This window comes from Fusobacterium sp. (genome assembly GCF_032477075.1).
Lineage (GTDB): Bacteria > Fusobacteriota > Fusobacteriia > Fusobacteriales > Fusobacteriaceae > Fusobacterium_A.
Genome location: NZ_JAWDXO010000040.1, coordinates 1 through 17,460, shown reverse-complemented (window position 1 = coordinate 17,460; position 17,460 = coordinate 1). Strand labels below are relative to the sequence as shown.

General features: G+C 29.4%; 19 protein-coding genes. 6 read left to right on the top strand and 13 right to left on the bottom strand.

Features of this window, described 5'->3' with window-relative positions:
- The first annotated feature begins 11 nt into the window (after positions 1–11).
- Positions 12–1,130 carry a 2-aminoethylphosphonate--pyruvate transaminase gene (phnW, locus tag E6771_RS13585; RefSeq protein WP_316091882.1) on the top strand — a complete coding sequence of 373 codons (1,119 nt, stop codon included), beginning with the start codon at positions 12–14 and terminating at the stop codon, positions 1,128–1,130.
- A 48-nt stretch (positions 1,131–1,178) separates the two neighbouring features.
- Here the strand turns inward: phnW and rbr are convergent, their stop codons facing one another.
- Complete coding sequence (gene rbr, locus E6771_RS13580; RefSeq protein ID WP_316091881.1) at positions 1,179–1,718, bottom strand: rubrerythrin; 540 nt, start codon at positions 1,716–1,718, stop codon at positions 1,179–1,181.
- Between the two features lie 153 nt (positions 1,719–1,871).
- Here rbr and E6771_RS13575 point away from each other — a divergent pair, with 153 nt between their 5' ends.
- Entirely contained in the window at positions 1,872–2,324 is a 453-nt protein-coding gene (locus E6771_RS13575) for a GNAT family N-acetyltransferase (protein ID WP_316091880.1), read from the top strand.
- Positions 2,325–2,384: 60 nt separating this feature from the next.
- Here the strand turns inward: E6771_RS13575 and E6771_RS13570 are convergent, their stop codons facing one another.
- Positions 2,385–3,803 (bottom strand): hypothetical protein, encoded by a 1,419-nt coding sequence (locus E6771_RS13570; protein ID WP_316091879.1) that lies wholly within the window; start codon positions 3,801–3,803, stop codon positions 2,385–2,387.
- A 216-nt stretch (positions 3,804–4,019) separates the two neighbouring features.
- Here E6771_RS13570 and E6771_RS13565 point away from each other — a divergent pair, with 216 nt between their 5' ends.
- Positions 4,020–4,313: an HU family DNA-binding protein gene (locus E6771_RS13565; RefSeq protein ID WP_316091878.1), complete on the top strand. Its 294-nt coding sequence runs from the start codon at positions 4,020–4,022 to the stop codon at positions 4,311–4,313.
- A 23-nt stretch (positions 4,314–4,336) separates the two neighbouring features.
- On the opposite strand, the gene E6771_RS13560 is transcribed toward E6771_RS13565, so the two are convergent.
- Together E6771_RS13560 and E6771_RS13555 are read right to left on the bottom strand one after the other, a co-directional pair.
- Positions 4,337–4,795, bottom strand: coding sequence for a threonine/serine exporter family protein (locus E6771_RS13560; RefSeq protein WP_316091877.1), 459 nt, complete (start codon positions 4,793–4,795; stop codon positions 4,337–4,339).
- 2 nt (positions 4,796–4,797) lie between these two features.
- Positions 4,798–5,562 carry a threonine/serine exporter family protein gene (locus tag E6771_RS13555; protein ID WP_316091876.1) on the bottom strand — a complete coding sequence of 255 codons (765 nt, stop codon included), beginning with the start codon at positions 5,560–5,562 and terminating at the stop codon, positions 4,798–4,800.
- Positions 5,563–5,680: 118 nt separating this feature from the next.
- Here E6771_RS13555 and E6771_RS13550 point away from each other — a divergent pair, with 118 nt between their 5' ends.
- Positions 5,681–6,088: an Rrf2 family transcriptional regulator gene (locus E6771_RS13550; RefSeq protein ID WP_316091875.1), complete on the top strand. Its 408-nt coding sequence runs from the start codon at positions 5,681–5,683 to the stop codon at positions 6,086–6,088.
- Between the two features lie 54 nt (positions 6,089–6,142).
- Here E6771_RS13550 and E6771_RS13545 read toward each other — a convergent pair whose 3' ends face one another.
- The 8 genes from E6771_RS13545 to E6771_RS13510 all read right to left on the bottom strand — a co-directional run bounded on the left by E6771_RS13545 (position 6,143) and on the right by E6771_RS13510 (position 14,922).
- Positions 6,143–7,474 (bottom strand): alanine/glycine:cation symporter family protein, encoded by a 1,332-nt coding sequence (locus E6771_RS13545; RefSeq protein WP_316091874.1) that lies wholly within the window; start codon positions 7,472–7,474, stop codon positions 6,143–6,145.
- 127 nt (positions 7,475–7,601) lie between these two features.
- Positions 7,602–8,603: a 7-cyano-7-deazaguanine synthase gene (locus E6771_RS13540; RefSeq protein ID WP_316091873.1), complete on the bottom strand. Its 1,002-nt coding sequence runs from the start codon at positions 8,601–8,603 to the stop codon at positions 7,602–7,604.
- Positions 8,604–8,605: 2 nt separating this feature from the next.
- Positions 8,606–9,154 (bottom strand): cell division protein SepF, encoded by a 549-nt coding sequence (locus E6771_RS13535; RefSeq protein WP_316091872.1) that lies wholly within the window; start codon positions 9,152–9,154, stop codon positions 8,606–8,608.
- Positions 9,155–9,168: 14 nt separating this feature from the next.
- Positions 9,169–9,846 carry a YggS family pyridoxal phosphate-dependent enzyme gene (locus E6771_RS13530; protein WP_316091871.1) on the bottom strand — a complete coding sequence of 226 codons (678 nt, stop codon included), beginning with the start codon at positions 9,844–9,846 and terminating at the stop codon, positions 9,169–9,171.
- Between the two features lie 13 nt (positions 9,847–9,859).
- On the bottom strand, positions 9,860–10,936 hold the full coding sequence (gene hemW, locus E6771_RS13525; RefSeq protein WP_316091870.1) for a radical SAM family heme chaperone HemW: 1,077 nt from the start codon (positions 10,934–10,936) through the stop codon (positions 9,860–9,862).
- A 20-nt stretch (positions 10,937–10,956) separates the two neighbouring features.
- Positions 10,957–12,687 carry a phospho-sugar mutase gene (locus E6771_RS13520; RefSeq protein WP_316091869.1) on the bottom strand — a complete coding sequence of 577 codons (1,731 nt, stop codon included), beginning with the start codon at positions 12,685–12,687 and terminating at the stop codon, positions 10,957–10,959.
- A 329-nt stretch (positions 12,688–13,016) separates the two neighbouring features.
- Positions 13,017–14,636, bottom strand: a complete 1,620-nt coding sequence (groL, locus tag E6771_RS13515) for a chaperonin GroEL (protein ID WP_316091868.1) — start codon at positions 14,634–14,636, stop codon at positions 13,017–13,019.
- Between the two features lie 16 nt (positions 14,637–14,652).
- Complete coding sequence (locus tag E6771_RS13510; protein WP_316091867.1) at positions 14,653–14,922, bottom strand: co-chaperone GroES; 270 nt, start codon at positions 14,920–14,922, stop codon at positions 14,653–14,655.
- Between the two features lie 195 nt (positions 14,923–15,117).
- Here E6771_RS13510 and E6771_RS13505 point away from each other — a divergent pair, with 195 nt between their 5' ends.
- Together E6771_RS13505 and E6771_RS13500 are read left to right on the top strand one after the other, a co-directional pair.
- Positions 15,118–16,470: an MATE family efflux transporter gene (locus tag E6771_RS13505; protein ID WP_316091866.1), complete on the top strand. Its 1,353-nt coding sequence runs from the start codon at positions 15,118–15,120 to the stop codon at positions 16,468–16,470.
- A gap of 12 nt (positions 16,471–16,482) precedes the next feature.
- On the top strand, positions 16,483–16,932 hold the full coding sequence (locus tag E6771_RS13500) for a hypothetical protein (RefSeq protein WP_316091865.1): 450 nt from the start codon (positions 16,483–16,485) through the stop codon (positions 16,930–16,932).
- A gap of 66 nt (positions 16,933–16,998) precedes the next feature.
- Here E6771_RS13500 and E6771_RS13495 read toward each other — a convergent pair.
- On the bottom strand, positions 16,999–17,460 hold a 462-nt coding region (locus E6771_RS13495; RefSeq protein WP_316091864.1), incomplete at its 5' end, for an autotransporter outer membrane beta-barrel domain-containing protein.

The window sequence follows — 17,460 nt, the reverse complement described above, 5'->3', positions numbered from 1 at the left end:
AGGAATTAAAAATGCGTACTTTAGAAGAATGTTTAGAAAAACCATATCTGCTTTTAACACCTGGTCCTCTAACAACAAGCAATGAAGTAAGAATGGCGATGCTTAAAGACTGGTGTACATGGGATAAAGAATATAATAATATTGTTCAAGAAATAAGAGAGAAGTTAGTAAAATTAGCTGTATCCTCTGGAAATTATAATAAATATACTTCTGTTCTTATGCAAGGCAGTGGCTCTTTTGGAGTAGAATCTGTTATTGGTACTGCTCTCCCTGAAAATGGGAAATTATTAATTTTATCAAATGGAGCTTATGGAGATAGAATGGGAGAGATTGCTAAAGTTTTAAAAATTAATTATATCATAGAAAAGTTTGGTGATAAGGAAATTATAGATATTAATAAAATGAGAGAAATACTTGAAAATGACTCAAATATAACCCATGTTTCAGTAGTACACAGTGAAACTACAAGTGGAATTTTAAATCCTGTTGAAAAAATAGGTGAATTAGTCAAAGAATTTAATAAAATATATATTGTAGATGCTATGTCAAGTTTTGGTGGAATAGAAATAGATATTGAAGAAATAAAAGCAGATTTTATAATCAGTTCTTCAAATAAGTGTATACAGGGAGTTCCAGGTTTTTCTTTTATTATATGTAAAAAAGATATTTTAGAAATTTGTTCAGGTCAGGCTCGTTCTCTTTCTCTTGATCTTTACAGCCAATGGAAAGTTATGGAGGAAAACAATGGAAAATGGCGATTTACTTCTCCAACACATACAGTTAGAGCATTTTATCAAGCTCTTTTGGAACTTGAAAAAGAGGGCGGAGTAATAGAAAGGGAAAAAAGATATAGAAAAAATAATATTATTTTAAGGGAAGGAATGAAAAAACTTGGATTTAAGTCTCTCATTCCTGAAGAACATCAATCTCCAATAATCACTACTTTCTTTGCACCAGAATCTTCAGATTATAATTTTGAAAAATTTTATTATAAATTAAAAAAAGAAGGATTTGTTATCTATCCAGGAAAAGTTACAGATATAGAAAGTTTTAGAATTGGAAATATTGGGGAAGTTTATCCTGATGATATTTACGCTCTGTTAAAAGCAGTAGAAAAATCTATAGATTAATATAAAAGACCAGCTTAAAATCAATAAGCTGGTCTAATCTTTATTTAATTAGAAATTTTTAGGTTGAATCATAAAGTAAGCTTGTGGATGAGCACATACTGGACATACTTCTGGAGCTTTTTTTCCATAATGGATATGTCCACAGTTCATACATTCCCATGCTACTTCTTCTCCTCTGGCAAATACCATTTCTTCTTTGATATTAGCCAACAATTTTCTATATCTTTCTTCATGCTCTTTCTCTACTTTTGCCACACCTTCAAATAATCTTGCAATTTCAGTAAACCCTTCTTCTTTTGCTACTTTTGCAAATTCAGCATACATATCTGTCCACTCATAATTTTCTCCTTCAGCTGCATCTAGAAGATTATCTATAGTTGAAGGTATATCTCCACCTTTTAAAATTTTAAACCAAAGTTTTGCATGTTCTTTTTCATTATTAGCAGTTGCTTCAAATAACTTAGATACTTGTTCAAAACCGTCTTTTTTAGCTTTTGATGCATAATATGTATATTTATTTCTTGCTTCTGATTCTCCAGCAAATGCAGTCATTAAATTCTTTTCTGTCTTAGATCCTTTTAATTCCATTAAAACCATCTCCTTATTTTCTTTTTACATTTTTATAATCTCTACAAATAAGATATCATATCATTTAGATAATGTCAAATAAATTTTGAATTATTTTGTATTTAAAGGTATAATTTAGCAATAACAATTAATAATATGGAGGGGAAACAGACTATGGAATTTTTTATAAAAAAATTTGATGAACTTACAACTATAGAGCTCTATGAAATTGGAAAAATAAGACAGGAAGTTTTTGTAGTAGAACAAAATTGCCCTTATTTAGATTTTGATGAAAAGGACTTTGATTCTCTTCATGTCTATTTAAAAGATGAGAATACTGATAAAATCATATGTTATGCCAGAGTTTTAGCACCAGGATTATCTTATGACACTGCTTCTATTGGAAGAGTTATGGTTTTAAGCAATTACAGAAAGTATGGATATGCCAAAAAATTAGTATTACAATGTATAGACTGTGTGAAAAATATTATAAGAAAAAATGAAATTACTATTGGTGCCCAATTTTACTTGAAAGATTTTTATTCTTCTGTAGGATTTACAGCTGTATCTGATGTATATGATGAAGATGGTATTCCTCATATAGATATGTATATGAAACTTGCATAAAAAAATAAAAAGAGGCTGCTGCAAATCAGTAATTTATTTTACTAATTTCTATAGCCTCTTTTAATATTTTTTAGGTATATTAAATTCATCTAAAATATTTATACTATTCCAAAAGTCACTGAGATAAATTTTTAAAACTGGTATTCCATGGGGTTCGTCATCTAAATTTGCAAGAGATATAATAAGATCTATATCTTTATTTTCAGAAAGAAAATATTCTATTCGATAATCAGGTATTACCTCTGCAATTTCTATATTATATGTACACTGTAGTTTCTTTATAACTGTTTCTGTTGCTCTTTGTTCAAAAGTATTATCTACTACAAGTATTTTTTTAGGTTTGCTTTCTGCATATTTTTCTTTTTCTATATTTTCTTGAATAATTATTGTCAGAAGTATAAAATCCTCCATAGGAAATTTTATAAAATACTTTGGCACCAATTCATATATTTTATTAAACATTTTTGAACAATATTTAGGAACATCTGTAAAATCAAGATTTTTTTGTACAATATTAAATTTTGATTTATATATAGATATTTTAATAACTGAAGATATTTTACGAACAAATTCTTCATTTATATTTAATTCATCATTAGATCTTTCATTCAATTCTTTTAAAAATTCTTCTATATCTCTATGTAAATTTTCATTTAAATCTGTTGAATATGTTCCCATAAGTATAAATGTTATAATGTGAATAGAAAAATTACTCAGTTCTATATCCCCTTTTATAAATTCTCTTACTACATTAAAATATTCATAATATTGTTGTGAAGAATAGGAATAAATATAACTATCTTCAAATTCTTTTCTTTTTAAATGAGAAGCTACAAATATAGCTATTATTGAATAAAAACTATATATTTGAATATTTTTCCCTGCTATTTTAAGCAATTTATTTCCTTTGAGCATATATTCATCTATTTTTTCTTCTGTTACTATTGAATAAAGCAGATCCTTAAATATATTTTTAAGTTTTCTTCCTTTTGAAATAAATTTAGTAAGAAAAGCAATTAATAATATTTTGAGATGTTTTTCATCTCCATGTAATGTTATTCCTTTTCCATGTATGACTTCAATAGTTACAGAATAAGAAGTCAGAAATTTTTTTATTTCTACTAAATCGTAATTTAGAGTTCTTCTTGCTACATCTAATATTCTACTTTCATGACTTAATATTATTTTGTCATCTATTAAAAGTTTAGTTATTAAATAATCTCTTCTATCTATAAAAGTAAGTGAAGAAAATTCAGAAATTAGCTTTTTTATTTTAGCCATTTCTTTCTTTTCAAGAAAATATTTATCTTTATTTTTTAATATTCCATTTAGATTGCATTTATTTAGTACTCCATTTATATCTTTTATATTATAACGTATAGTCCTTGAATTGAGATTTAAAACAGAAGATAAGTCCTCAACAGTATATTCATTCTGAAATAAAAGCTCTAAAATATTCAGATTTTTTCCATTAAGCATCTTTAACTCCTTTCAAATTTTGTATACATATCTATAAAAAGTAACCTATGAAATTTTTTTCATTATTTTTGAAAAAAAATTCGAATTTTATATTAATTAAAACAATGCTAATATAGAATATATAAATATGAATATACTCATAGTATACTTCATTTTAAGAAAAAAAAGAACTATATTTAAAAATAAAAATAGAACAAATCAAGGAGGCACACAAAAATGACAGAAAAAGAATTTATGAAGAAGTATCTAGAGTCATTCAAGTTAGATGGAAGATTGAAAAATATAGGAGAAGCTAAAAAAAGAGTAAAAGTTTTTTTTGATACTTTAAAGCAGGTTATTGATAAGGATGAAAAAGTTATCTTTAAAGACTGGGGTAAATTTGAAATCGAACACAGAGAACAAAGAACTTATGGCAATCCTCGAACTAAAGAAAGAATAGTAATTCCTGCTAAAAGAGTTTTAAAGTTTACAGTTGGAAAAAGATTTGCTGAAAAAGTAAAAAATAGTTAAAAAGGGGAAAAATCCCCTTTATTCTAAATACTTTTATTGATTCTAGACTTTATTTCATCATAAAGTCTAAATACAGTTGATGCTGAAAAGATTCCCACAGCCATGGCTCCTGCTATAATAAAAGTTTGAATACCTTTCTGAACTGCCATAGGGTAATTTTTATCAATTAAATTATACATTGTATAATAAATTCCTCCACCTGGTGCTAAAGGTATCAATGCAGCTATTAGTATTGTTGTTACAGGTGTGTATATTATTCTAGAAACTGCTTCTGAATATAATGCGAGAGCAAACGTTGCTATAAAAAATGTTAACCCTTCAGAATAATTTAAATGTTGTCCTAAAAGATAGACTGCCCAACTCAATCCACCAGCTATACTGGTATGAAAGAGATTTTTGTGTTTTATATTAAACATGAGACCGAATCCTAAGGTAGTAAATATAGCGGCTATGATCTGAAATATTATTTTTTCTACTGACATTGCTATACCCTCCCTAAATTTAGAAGTAACTTTAGTGCTATCCCTGAACCTACAGCTATAGAAGTTCCTATCATTGCTACTTCTCCTAGTCTGGAAAGTCCTGTAACAAGATCTCCTGAGAATATATCTCTCATGGAATTAATAAATGCAACTCCTGGTACTAATATCATTAAAGTGGAAATTATAGGAATTGAAACATCTGTTATAAATCCTAAATAAAGAAATAAACATGCTGTTCCAGAAGATATTCCACCACATAAAAGATTAGTAAAAAATGTTCCTAATTTTAATGTATCTGTGATTTTCGTTGCTATTGCAATAAATAAACCACACAAAAAGGCAGCTAGAAACTCTCTCATATTACCTGAAAAAAGAAAAGTAAAAAATCCAGCTCCAATGGAGTTTCCAACTGCACTTATAAGAAATGGATATGACTTTTCATTTTCAATTTTGAGAAGTTCTTCTCTAAGTTCATCATAGTTATAATTGCTTATGTTTCCTATAAGAGAATACACTTGATACACTTTATCTAAATTAGTCGTTCTAGATGTCACTCTTTCCACAAGAGAAATGACTTCTCCTTCAGAATTTTTAAGAGTTATTATTATGCAGGTAAGTGTAGCAAAACATTGAGCAGCCATTCCATAGTATTCAGCTACTTGACATATATGGTTTTCTACTCTATATACTTCAGAGCCATTTTGCAGCATGATTTTTCCTGTAAGGCAGGCAAGTGAAAGAATCTTATATTCAGTTTTTTTATTCATTAAACTCTCCCAGATATTTTTTATATTTGTCTAAATTATAGCACAAAATATAAAAAATAGAATATATAAAAATACAATTTTCTAAAATAACTTAATAAAATAAGGAGTGATATATAAAATGAAAATAACACAAGAAAGTGATTATGCAATAAAGATTGTATTATATTTATCAAAATTAGATAAAAGTGAAATAGCAAATGCAAGAGAGATCAGTGAATCTGAAAAAATGTCTATGAAATTTGCTCTTAAAATCTTAAGAAGACTCTGTAAGGTTAAACTTGTTGAATCTTTTAGAGGAATCAAAGGAGGCTACAAATTAAAAAAGTCTCCAGACGATATCAGCCTGAGAAATGTAATAGAATCTATCCAAGGTGATCTTTTTATAAATACAAGTTTAAAGAATATAAATTCTGCTAAAAAAATCGAAGCTGATCCTATAAATTCTCTACTATATTCTATTCAGGAAGATGTCAAAGAAAAGCTAAGTAATACAAGTTTTAAAGATTTAAGAGATGCTTCGGTTTAATAATAAAATTTTAAATTAATAAAAAAGAACTTGCTTGATCAGGCAAGTCCTTTTTTATTTTCTTACATAATTTTTTTCATATTCCTTCAATGATTCAACAGCTTTATATGTAAGAGGATATACACCCATTAAATTAACTATTGTCATAAGTCCTAATCCTAAATCAGCTAAATTCCATACTAAGAAATTCTGTCTTACTCCCCCAACAAAAAGCATTATCAGAGTAAATATTTTAAATGCTTCCTGAAGCCAAGACTTGTCACATAAAAAGGCTAAATTTGGCTTGGCATAGAAACTTACACCTAATATAGTACTGAAAGAAAATAAAAACAATATAACAGCTGTAAATATAACTCCCCAATTTCCTACTTGATATCTGAAAGATTCCTGAAGAAGTGTCATTCCTCCAAGTCCTTCTGGTATATCTCCCCTTGACAGTAATATAACAAAAGCTGTTGCACTGCATATGAGTATGGTATCTACAAATACTCCCAATGCTTGAACCAATCCCTGTTTTACAGGATGATCTATATCTGCCGCTGCTGCTGCACATGGAGCAGAACCTGATCCTGCTTCATTAGAAAATAAACCTCTTTTTACTCCCTGCATTATTACACTTCCAAATGTCCCTCCTAAAAACTGTCTTATTCCAAAAGCATGTTTAAAAATATCCTGAATTACTGCTGGAAGTATAGTTATATTTTTTATTATAATAAAAATAACTACAATAAGATAAATAGCTGCCATTGCAGGAACCATTTTATCCAGTACCTTTACTATTTTATCCCTTCTTCCAAAGAGGACTGCTCCTGCCAATATTACAATTACTACAGATGTAGTTCTTGTATTTATTCCAAATGCAGTATTGAAAGATTCTGTAACAGAATTGGATATTATTTGAAAAACTCCAGCCCAGCATATAAGAGCAAATATTACAAATAAAACTCCCAACCATTTTTTATTTAAACCCTTTGTAAGAAAATATGGAGCCCCTCCTCTATATCCACCTTGAGGATCTTTCTCTCTATATATCAAAGCTATTGTTGACTCTACAAATGCAGTAGCTGAACTCAAAAGAGCCACTACCCACATCCAGAAAACTGATCCTGGTCCTCCTACAGAAACTGCTGCCACTACTCCTGCTAAATTTCCTACTCCCACTCTTGAAGCTGTGCTTATACAAAAAGCTTGAAATGAACTTATTCCTTCCCTATTCTTTTTTGTTTTTTCAGTTATAAGAGATACCATATGTCCGAATAATCTGAATTGTACTCCTCTTGTCCTCACTGTAAATATTATTCCACTTATTACTAATATTACTACAAGCAGATTTTTATTCCACATAATATCATTTATAATATTGACTATTGACTCAAAAGAATTCATTTTTCCTCCATTTTTTTAAATACAAAAAGAGCCTGATACAAAAATACTTTCTAAACTTCTGATATGAATAGATTTAAGTAATTTTTGAATTAGACTCTTTTAATTTTACTTTATTTTTTCTATTCTCCTATCCTACTATTTGAAACTCTTTTATTTTCTGCTCCATTTCTTCAATATTCACAGGGGGAACCTTTACTATATTACCATTTATCTTTACTTCTATTTCTGCCTTCCCTTTAACTTTAGAATATTTTGAAAACAGGTTCAATGCAAACTGTTTTTCTTCTTCTGTAAAATTTCCATATCCAAGTATATGTGGTCCTGCCATTTGATAACCTGTTATATGAAAATTTCCCATTTCTCCAAATTCATCTATTTTATTATTTCCCTCTTCATCTCTTCCAATGAAAAAATATTTTCCTTTATCTAATCTATAAAATCTTCCTATTTTTAACAAATAGAATAAATAAGATTCTTTTTCTTCAAGCAATTCATCTTTTTCTATTATCTCCAATCTCTCTGAATAAGCTGGATCTGTCAGCAAACATCCTCCTCCTGGTGTAGGGTAATCTTCAATTCCATAGTATTTCATGAGATCCATCTGTCTGCCTCTGCCTCTTCCCTGAATATCCAGCAGTTGCTCTCTGTCTACCCAACCTTCTAATTCAGCCTTACTTGGAGAAAGAAGTTTAGCTGATAATGGTCTTAACACTAAATCTTCCATTTCTGAAAGTTTCTTTACTTTTTCCAATGCTGCTGCATTCTGTGACATTGGTCTTTGTCCAAGCACTTCTCCAGATATTATAAACTGTGCTCCATATATTTCTAAAAGTTCTCCTGCAATCTTAAACATCAGAGAATGGCAGTCAATGCAAGGATTCATATTTTTTCCTCTGCCATATACAGGATTTTTTAATATTTCTGTATGTCTACTTTTAAAATCAACATATTCTAATTTTATTCCAAGCTGTTCTGCCATTTTCTCTGCTTTCTCATTTTTTCCTCCAAAAAAATGAGAAACAAAGTTCAGGGCTATAACTTCTATTCCCTGATCTTTTACAACTTTTATAGCAAGTGCACTATCCAGCCCTCCAGAAAAAAGAGCTAATGCCTTTATCTTTTTTTTCACTTCTATTTTTCCTCTCTTCCAAAATCTAAAATTGTTCTTCCTTTTGTATCTTTCTTTCCTTCATAATATACTTTCATACTTTTAGGAACAGCGGTATATACTTTTTTGCTTATTTCAATAAAACTTGCTCCTTTTATACTCATAGCTCCAGCTAGAAAATCCATCAGTCTTTGAGCTGTAGGAAGATCCAGATATTCAAGATTTAAAGTTACCATTTTATCATTTTTTATATATGTAGCTATTTTTTTACAATCAGCAAAAGTTTTAGGATCTACAAATATAGTTTGGTAATTTCCTCCAGCATTTAATTCAGCTTCAAGACTTGAAGAAGACTTTCCATATCCTCCTAGATTTAATGGTGCATTCTCTTTAGGAGTTGGAACTTCCTGCTCTTTTCCATTAGAATTTATCTCAATTATTCCAGTGTCATCGAGTCCTTCCAATCCTTCCATATCATCTATTTCATTTGTTTCAGGATTATCTATCCCTAAAAGTTCTTTTAAATCTTGAAAAACTTTAAAAGAGTTTTTTCCGCCTTCTTTTTTCTTCATTCTATTAAAACCTCCTATTGAAAAATCTTTCTGCCTACTCTTATCAATGTTGCACCTTCTTCCAATGCTATCTTATAGTCATTAGTCATTCCCATAGAAAGCTCAACTAATTTTCCTTCAAACCATTTTTCATTTAATTCATCTTTTATTTCTCTTAATCTTCTAAAAACACTCCTTAATAGTTCTTCATCATCAACAAATGGTGCCATAGTCATTAATCCTATGATATTTATATTTTTTAATTCCATCAATTGAGGAAGCTCTTTATATAATTCCTCAAGTTTATATCCTTCTTTGCTCTCTTCTCCAGCTATATTTATTTCAAGCAGAATATCAATAACCCTATCATATTGTTTCGCTCTTTTATCAATTTCCTGAGCAAGAGATATTTTATTTACTGAATGTATCATTTTTACATATTCAGCAACATATTTTACTTTATTTTTTTGAAGATTTCCAATGAAATGCCATTCTACATCTTTTATTCCCATTTCATTAAATTTTTCCTGCTTCTCTCTCATAATTTGAGCTTTATTTTCTCCAAAAATTTTTACTCCACAATTTACTATTGGAATCATATCTTCTGCTCCTACATATTTTGTAACAGCTATAAATCTTGCTTTTTTAGGGTTTAATGAGTGTTTTTTTATATCTTCCTCTATTTCTAAAATATTTTTCTTTATATCACCCATTATTTTCAACTCCTTATATAAATTCATCTAGTACATCGTTTGCAACCATAAGTCCTTTTCTGCTTAAAACAAAATGTTCTCCTTTTTTTATAAGATAACCTCGTTTTTCAAGGGATATACACTTCTCTATATACTCTCCTTCTGGTATAACTCCTTTTTTTAAAAGCCTAAAACCTAGAATATATTTATATTCCACTTTTTCTTTTAAACTTATATTCTCTTTTTCAGCAACTGGTTTTATCCTACTTTCTATACTATCATAATATTCTAAAAATTTCACCTGATTTTTATATCTCATATCATCAATATATCCAGAAGCTCCTAAGCCTATTCCCAGATATTCTTTGTTTTCCCAGTATTTTGTATTATGTACAGCTTCTTTTTGAGGCAATGAAAAATTAGATATTTCATAATGAATATATCCTGCCTCTTCAGCTGTATCTATTATTTTCTCAAACATATCTGCTTCTATTTCATTTTCAGTTTCTTTTAAAAGACCTTTTTTTAATTTTTCAAAAAATACAGTTCCCTCTTCCCAAATAAGTGAGTAAATAGAAAAATGTTCTGGCTTCATATCTAAAAGTCTTTTTAAATCATTCTCTACTTCTTTTAAGTTTTGCTCTGGCAGTGAAAACATTAAATCAAGGCTTATATTTTCAAATCCAGCTTTTCTTGCACTATAGTAAGTTTCTGCTCCTTCTTCTGATGAGTGAAGCCTTCCAAGCATTTTCAAATACTTTTTGTCAAATGACTGAATTCCTATACTCAATCTGTTTATTCCAATTTTTTTTAATTGAAGAAGTTTTTCATAGTCTACAGTCTTGGGATTCACTTCAAGAGTTATTTCTGCTCCTATTTCTATATCTAATTTCTTTAATATTCTTTCTATATCTTCACAATCTAAAAGAGAGGGGGTTCCACCCCCAAAGTAAATTGTGCTATATCTATATGAAGGATACAATTCTATTTCCTTTAATAGATAATCCACATATTTCTTTCCACTCTCTTTATCAGATTTGAATGATAGAAAATCGCAGTAATTACATTTGTTTAAACAGAAAGGAATATGTATATATATCCCATCTACCATTGATTTTCCTCCATTTAATATTATAATGAATCTACATAAGTTTGAAATCCAGATTTAATATCCTCAAGTTTAGCTAATGATTTTTCTTTAGTTTTATCCACAACACAGATATAATACTTAATTTTTGGTTCAGTTCCAGAAGGTCTTGCTGTTACATAAGTTCCATCTTCAAGAATAAACTGAATAACATCTGATTTAGGTAAATCAATTTTCGATGTTTTCCCAGTTTTCATATTTTTTTCTACCTGAAGTTTAAAATCTTTATAATATTCAACTTTTCTTCCAGCTACTTCTTCATGTTCATGTGTTCTTAAATTTTCCATTATTCTTCCAATTTCTTCTAATCCATCCTTACCTTGTTTGGTAATAGCTATTGTCTCTTCTACAAACCACCCATATTTATCATATAGTTTATTTAACTCTTTATAAACAGTTGTACCTATGCTGTTGTAATAAGCAGCCATTTCAGATAACATTAAAGTAGCTACTACAGCATCTTTATCTCTCACATGTGTTCCTACTAAATAACCTATAGATTCTTCAAATCCAAATAAGAAAGTTCCATCTAGTTCCTTAGTTTCAAACTGTCTAATTTTTTCTCCTATATATTTAAATCCTGTAAGTGTCCTATATAATTTTATTCCTTTATCTTTAGCTATCACATCAAGCATAGGTGTAGAAACTATTGTAGATATTACAGCCCCATTTGAAGGTATATTCTTATTCATTTCTAACAGATAATTCATTAAAAGAACCCCAATTTGATTTCCATTTGGATATACCCAATTTCCTTCATTATCTCTAATTGCCATACCTGTTCTGTCTGCATCTGGATCATTAGCAAGACAGATATCTGCTCCTATTTTATCAGCAAGCTGTGTACTTAATTTAAATACTGACTTATCTTCCGGATTAGCATATGGACAAGTCGGAAACATTCCATCTGGCATCTCCTGCTCAGGTACTGTATATACAGAATCAAATCCCATTTCTTTTAATACTCTTTGTACTGCTACCCTTCCTGTTCCATGAAGTGGGGAATAAACTATTTTAAAATCTTTTTTTCCAGGTATATCTCTATTAATAGCTTGTTTTTCTACTTCTTCTACAAATCTATCATCTATTTTTTTATCAATATATTCTAACAATCCTCTAGATTTTGCTTCCTCTTCTGAAATCATTTTTATATCACTGAATATATTTACATTATTTACTTCATTTACTATACCGCTTGCTTGAGGTTCCACTATCTGTGCTCCATCTTCCCAGTATACTTTATATCCATTGTATTCCTGCGGATTATGAGAAGCTGTTACCATTACTCCTGCTTGAGCTTTTAATTCTCTTGTGGCAAAAGATAATTCAGGTGTTGATCTTAATGATGTAAAGAGATAAGCTTTTATTCCATTTCCTGCTAAAACAAGAGCTGTATTTAATGCATATTCAACTGAATCTATTCTGCAGTCATAAGCTATAGCAACTCCTTTTTTCTTTCCAACTTCACCTGTATTTTCTATTATATAATTAGCCAGTCCTTGAGTTGCCTTTCTTATGTTGTACTTGTTTATTCTATTTTTTCCTATTCCTCTTACACCTCTCATACCAGCAGTACCAAAACTCAAATCAGTATAAAATCTACTTTCTATTTCTGCATCATTTCCTTTTATGCTCATTAATTCTTCTCTATCTTTTTCATCAAGATACTCTGAATTCAGCCACATTTCATATCTTTTTAAAATTTCTTTTTCCATAGCCATCCCTCCAAATATATTAAAATTTTTAGTTCGATTTAAAATTATTCTATTATATATTATACCTCATTTAAACCTTATTTAGAAAATATTTTTTAAATTTTTTTAATTTTCCATTTTTCATTTTATGGAAACTCTTACAAAAAAATATTTATCCTCATCTAAAACATTTTTTGCTATTCCTAATTTATTTATTAGTAAATTATTTATTGACTTTTTTAATGTTCCTATTATTACATTTCTTATAAAGTTGGATAAATTAATTTTTTAATCTGCATAAAAAAACCTCTCACTATATTTAAGGAGAGGTTTCTATTATTTTAATACAATTACATCATTCCTGGCATCATTCCTGGATTGCCCATTTCTGGTTCTTTTGCCTCTTTTTTAGCAGCAACTAATACTTCTGTAGTAAGTATTAATGCAGATACTGATGCAGCATTCTGTATTGCTGACCTAGTTACCTTAACTGGATCTATAATTCCTGCTTCTACCATATTTACATATTTTTCTGTTGCAGCATTAAATCCAAACCCTTCTTCCATTTCTCTTACTTTTTCTACAACAACTGCTCCATCTACTCCAGCATTTTCTGCTATTTGTTTTAATGGTGAAGTCAATGCCTTTTTAACTATTTCTACTCCAATCCCTTCTTCACCTTCAAGTTTGAAGTTCTCCATAGCTTTTACAATTTCTAATAAAATAGTTCCTCCACCAGGTACTATTCCCTCTTCTACTGCTGCTCTTGTAGCATTTAGAGCATCTTCTATTCTCAATTTTTTATCTTTCATTTCTATTTCTGTAGCTGCTCCTACTTTTATAACAGCCACTCCACCAGATAACTTAGCCAATCTTTCTTGCAATTTTTCTTTATCATAATCAGAAGTTGTTGTTTCTATTTGATTTTTTATAGAATTTACTCTTCCTTTAATATCTTCACTTGTTCCCATTCCATCTACTACTACAGTTATATCTTTTGTTACTTTTACTTTTTTAGCTCTACCTAACTGAGAGATAGTTGTTTCTTCCAGTTTCATTCCTTTTTCTTCAGAAATTACTTCTCCACCAGTAAGTACTGCTATATCTTCTAACATAGCTTTTCTTCTGTCACCAAATGCTGGTGCTTTTACTGCTACAACATTTAAAGTTCCTCTTAATTTGTTGATTACAAGAGTAGTGAGTGCTTCTCCTTCAAGTTCATCTGCTATTATAAGAACTGGTCTTGAAGCTTGTACTGTTTCTTCCAATACTGGAAGTATATCTTTCATACTTGATATTTTTTTGTCTGTTATAAGAATATATGGATTATCCAATTCTGCTGTCATTCTTTCTGTATCTGTTACCATATATGGAGAAATATATCCTTTGTCAAACTGCATTCCCTCTACTACTTCTAAAGTTGTTTCAAGAGATTTTGCTTCTTCTACAGTTATAACCCCTGTCTCTCCAACTTTTTCCATAGCCTGAGCTATAAGTTTTCCAATTTCTTCATCTCCTGCTGATACTGATGCTACTTGAGCTATCTCATCATTAGATTGAATTTTTTTAGCTCTTGCTTTAAGATGTTCAATAACTTCTTTAGTTGCTTTATCAATTCCTTTTTTGATAAACATAGGATTTGCTCCTGCACTTACCATTTTCAATCCTTCTTTTACTATTGCCTGAGCTAATATAGTAGCTGTTGTAGTTCCATCTCCTGCTACATCATTTGATTTAGTTGCTACTTCTTTTACTAACTGAGCTCCCATATTTTCAAATGGATCTTCCAATTCTATCTCTTTTGCAATAGATACTCCATCATTTGTAATAAGTGGTGCTCCATAACTTTTTTCAAGAACAACATTTCTTCCTCTTGGTCCTAATGTAATTTTTACTGCATCTGCCAATGTATTTACACCTTTTTCAAGTTTTTTTCTTGCTTCTTCATCAAATTTTAATATTTTTGCCATTATATATCCCTCCTGATTATTCAACTACTGCCAATATATCTTCTATATTTAAAATAAGATACTTTTCTTCTTCATCTTTTATCTCAGTTCCAGAAAATTTAGCATAAACTACCTTTTCTCCAACTTTGATATCAGATAACTTTTCTCCATTTCCTACTGCGATAACTTCACCTAAATTAGGCTTTTCTTTATCACCAGCTCCTGGAAGAATAATTCCACTTGCAGTTTTTTCTTCTACTTTTACAAGTTTAACTAAAACTCTTTCTCCTATTGGTCTGATATTCACAACATATCCCTCCATTTATTATTTTTTATTAGCACTCAATGATGACGAGTGCTAGTTTTTACATATACATATTAAATCATTTACTTTTCTCTGTCAATACTTTTTTTCAATTTTTTATTTTCTTTTTATGACTCTTGTATTTTAATTTTTTTATTGATAAAATATTTAAATAGCATATTTATCTTGGGAGGATTCATGCAAAAAGAAAAAGTAGATTTATCTGAATTTTATAAGAGTTTCCTTACTATTGGAATACCATTAATGATACAGCAGCTTATATCTTCATCACTAAACTTTATTGATAATCTTATGATAGGGAGATTAGGAACCGAATTTATTGCAGCAGTTGGATTCGCCAACAGTGTTTATAGGATACTGGATCTTTTTTTATTTGGACTGTGCAGTGGTATGGGTGTATTTATAGCTCAATATTTTGGTAAGAAAAATTTTGAAATGATAAGAAGAATATTAGGAAAGCTTGTACTTGCTGGTATTACTCTTTCTCTTATCTTTTCTATTATTACTTTTGTTGGAGCTGAAAAAATAATTGGAATCTTTACTAAAGAACCACAAGTTCTATCTATTGGAGTATCTTATATAAGGAGAGCATTATTTTCTTATACATTTTATGCCATCTCTTTTAGTATAGGTTTTTGTCTAAGAGCTATGGGGCTCACTAGAATACCCATGATATCTGCTTCTATAGGAGTTACTGCAAATACATTTTTCAATTATTGTTTTATATATGGTAATCTTGGGTTTCCTCGTTTAGAAGAGAGAGGAGCTGCCTTAGCTACTGTTATTGCAAGAATACTAGAACTTTCAACTATTTTATTTATAGTTTATAAAAAAGATTTTAATCTGAAAGGAAATTTTCAATCATATTTAAAGCTTCCTAGAAATCTTGTAAAAGAAATAATAAAAATTTCTACCCCTGTTCTTCTTACAGAAATGTTGTGGATACTTGGAGTAGTTTCTCTTTCAGTAGCCTATTCAAAACTTGGAACAACACAAGCTGCATGTGTACAGATAGCTGATATTATTACTGCTATTTCTTCTATATTATTTATGGGAATATCTAACTCAGCTTCTGTTATAATTGGACACACTATTGGTAAAGGGGATAAAAACAAAGTTGTTGTCTATTCAAGAAAAATACTGCAAATAGCTTTTGGAATGGCTGTGTTCAGTCTTCTTCTTGTTCAAGGTCTTACTAATACTATTGTTTCATTATATCATCTGCCACCAGAAACACATATAATGGCTGTGAAAACTCTGAGAACTGTTGGTATGTTTGTTTTTCTAAAAATGATTAACTGGACTCTGTTGATAGGATTATTTAGAGCTGGAGGAGATACAAAAGTAGCATTTTGTTTAGATATATTTCCTTTGTGGCTCTATGCTGTTCCAGTGGCTTTCATTGGAGCATATTACAAAGTTCCAGTTTATATTTTAGTTGGAATAGCAGATTTTTCAGAAGTTATAAAGCTTGCTTCTTCATTATTCAGATATAAAACTTTAAAATGGATAAAAGATGTTACTGTATAGGAGAATAATACTATGGCAGAAAAAGAATTAGAAGAAAATATAATTGATTTAGAACAGGAGTTTTTAGATATAAATATATCAACTTTTGGAAAATTTTTCCCTGTTAAAAATTTAGAAAAAATTCTTAAAGATTCTATTTATGATTATTATATTACCGAAAGCAATACATGGAAAGAAGAAGTCATTTTAGAATATATAAAAATAAAAATTAAGAAAATAAAGCAGCAAAAATCTTTTGATAAGGAAGACACAATAATTTTAAAATTATTTGAAATATATGAACTTATGGAAGAGGCTGAAAAAAATGATGATGATTTCACAACTCAATATCTGAATCTATCTGATGAGAAGGAAATTCTTTTAAAATTATTTATGATGATAGAAAAAAGATTTAAGGATTCCCTTGATATTGCTCTTGATCTTATAATTGGGCAATCTTTTTCAGATATTAGTGAAGAATAAAAAATACTCTCTTTATAAAAGGCAGATAAATTACTTTTTATAAAGAGAGTTTTATGTTTTATTATTTTAGAACTTATATCCAAGCCCTGCTCCTACTATCCATTCACCTTTTGTTTTGTTTTTACCTGAATCATTGTGCGAATCTCTTTCCACTGCATAAGTTCCTTTTACATCAAAGAGTACTCCATTTTCAAGTTCCAGAGCATATTTGGCATTTAATCCTATACTATGTTCATTCTTATGAGCAACAAGTATATCAAAGTCACTTCCACCTTTGAATCTTCCTGTGATATATTCCTCATCTGCTCCACTTAATATTCTTGTATAGCTTACCCCCGCTGAAAGTGTACTCTTTCCTTTTTCATGTGGTATTACTTTTTTAAGGTCTACTCCCACTTTTGCTGCTGTATAGTCAAATGACTTTGAATGTGTTTCTATAGCTAAAGCTTTGTTTCCCTCATCTGCTCCATCTTGATCTATATATGTATATGATAATGTTCCATATGGTTCTAAGAATAAGTTATTTCC

What these genes read in the sequence shown, in the direction of transcription:
- phnW (WP_316091882.1), top strand. Translation starts at nt 12, where the DNA reads ATGCGTACTTTAGAAGAATGTTTAGAAAAACCATATCTGCTTTTAACA.
- E6771_RS13560 (WP_316091877.1), bottom strand. Translation starts at nt 4,795, where the DNA reads ATGTCAGTAGAAAAAATAATATTTCAGATCATAGCCGCTATATTTACT.
- E6771_RS13500 (WP_316091865.1), top strand. Translation starts at nt 16,483, where the DNA reads ATGGCAGAAAAAGAATTAGAAGAAAATATAATTGATTTAGAACAGGAG.
- E6771_RS13535 (WP_316091872.1), bottom strand. Translation starts at nt 9,154, where the DNA reads ATGAAGAAAAAAGAAGGCGGAAAAAACTCTTTTAAAGTTTTTCAAGAT.
- rbr (WP_316091881.1), bottom strand. Translation starts at nt 1,718, where the DNA reads ATGGAATTAAAAGGATCTAAGACAGAAAAGAATTTAATGACTGCATTT.
- E6771_RS13575 (WP_316091880.1), top strand. Translation starts at nt 1,872, where the DNA reads ATGGAATTTTTTATAAAAAAATTTGATGAACTTACAACTATAGAGCTC.
- E6771_RS13545 (WP_316091874.1), bottom strand. Translation starts at nt 7,474, where the DNA reads ATGAATTCTTTTGAGTCAATAGTCAATATTATAAATGATATTATGTGG.
- E6771_RS13550 (WP_316091875.1), top strand. Translation starts at nt 5,681, where the DNA reads ATGAAAATAACACAAGAAAGTGATTATGCAATAAAGATTGTATTATAT.
- E6771_RS13565 (WP_316091878.1), top strand. Translation starts at nt 4,020, where the DNA reads ATGACAGAAAAAGAATTTATGAAGAAGTATCTAGAGTCATTCAAGTTA.
- E6771_RS13530 (WP_316091871.1), bottom strand. Translation starts at nt 9,846, where the DNA reads ATGGGTGATATAAAGAAAAATATTTTAGAAATAGAGGAAGATATAAAA.
- groL (WP_316091868.1), bottom strand. Translation starts at nt 14,636, where the DNA reads ATGGCAAAAATATTAAAATTTGATGAAGAAGCAAGAAAAAAACTTGAA.
- E6771_RS13570 (WP_316091879.1), bottom strand. Translation starts at nt 3,803, where the DNA reads ATGCTTAATGGAAAAAATCTGAATATTTTAGAGCTTTTATTTCAGAAT.
- hemW (WP_316091870.1), bottom strand. Translation starts at nt 10,936, where the DNA reads ATGGTAGATGGGATATATATACATATTCCTTTCTGTTTAAACAAATGT.
- E6771_RS13520 (WP_316091869.1), bottom strand. Translation starts at nt 12,687, where the DNA reads ATGGAAAAAGAAATTTTAAAAAGATATGAAATGTGGCTGAATTCAGAG.
- E6771_RS13555 (WP_316091876.1), bottom strand. Translation starts at nt 5,562, where the DNA reads ATGAATAAAAAAACTGAATATAAGATTCTTTCACTTGCCTGCCTTACA.
- E6771_RS13505 (WP_316091866.1), top strand. Translation starts at nt 15,118, where the DNA reads ATGCAAAAAGAAAAAGTAGATTTATCTGAATTTTATAAGAGTTTCCTT.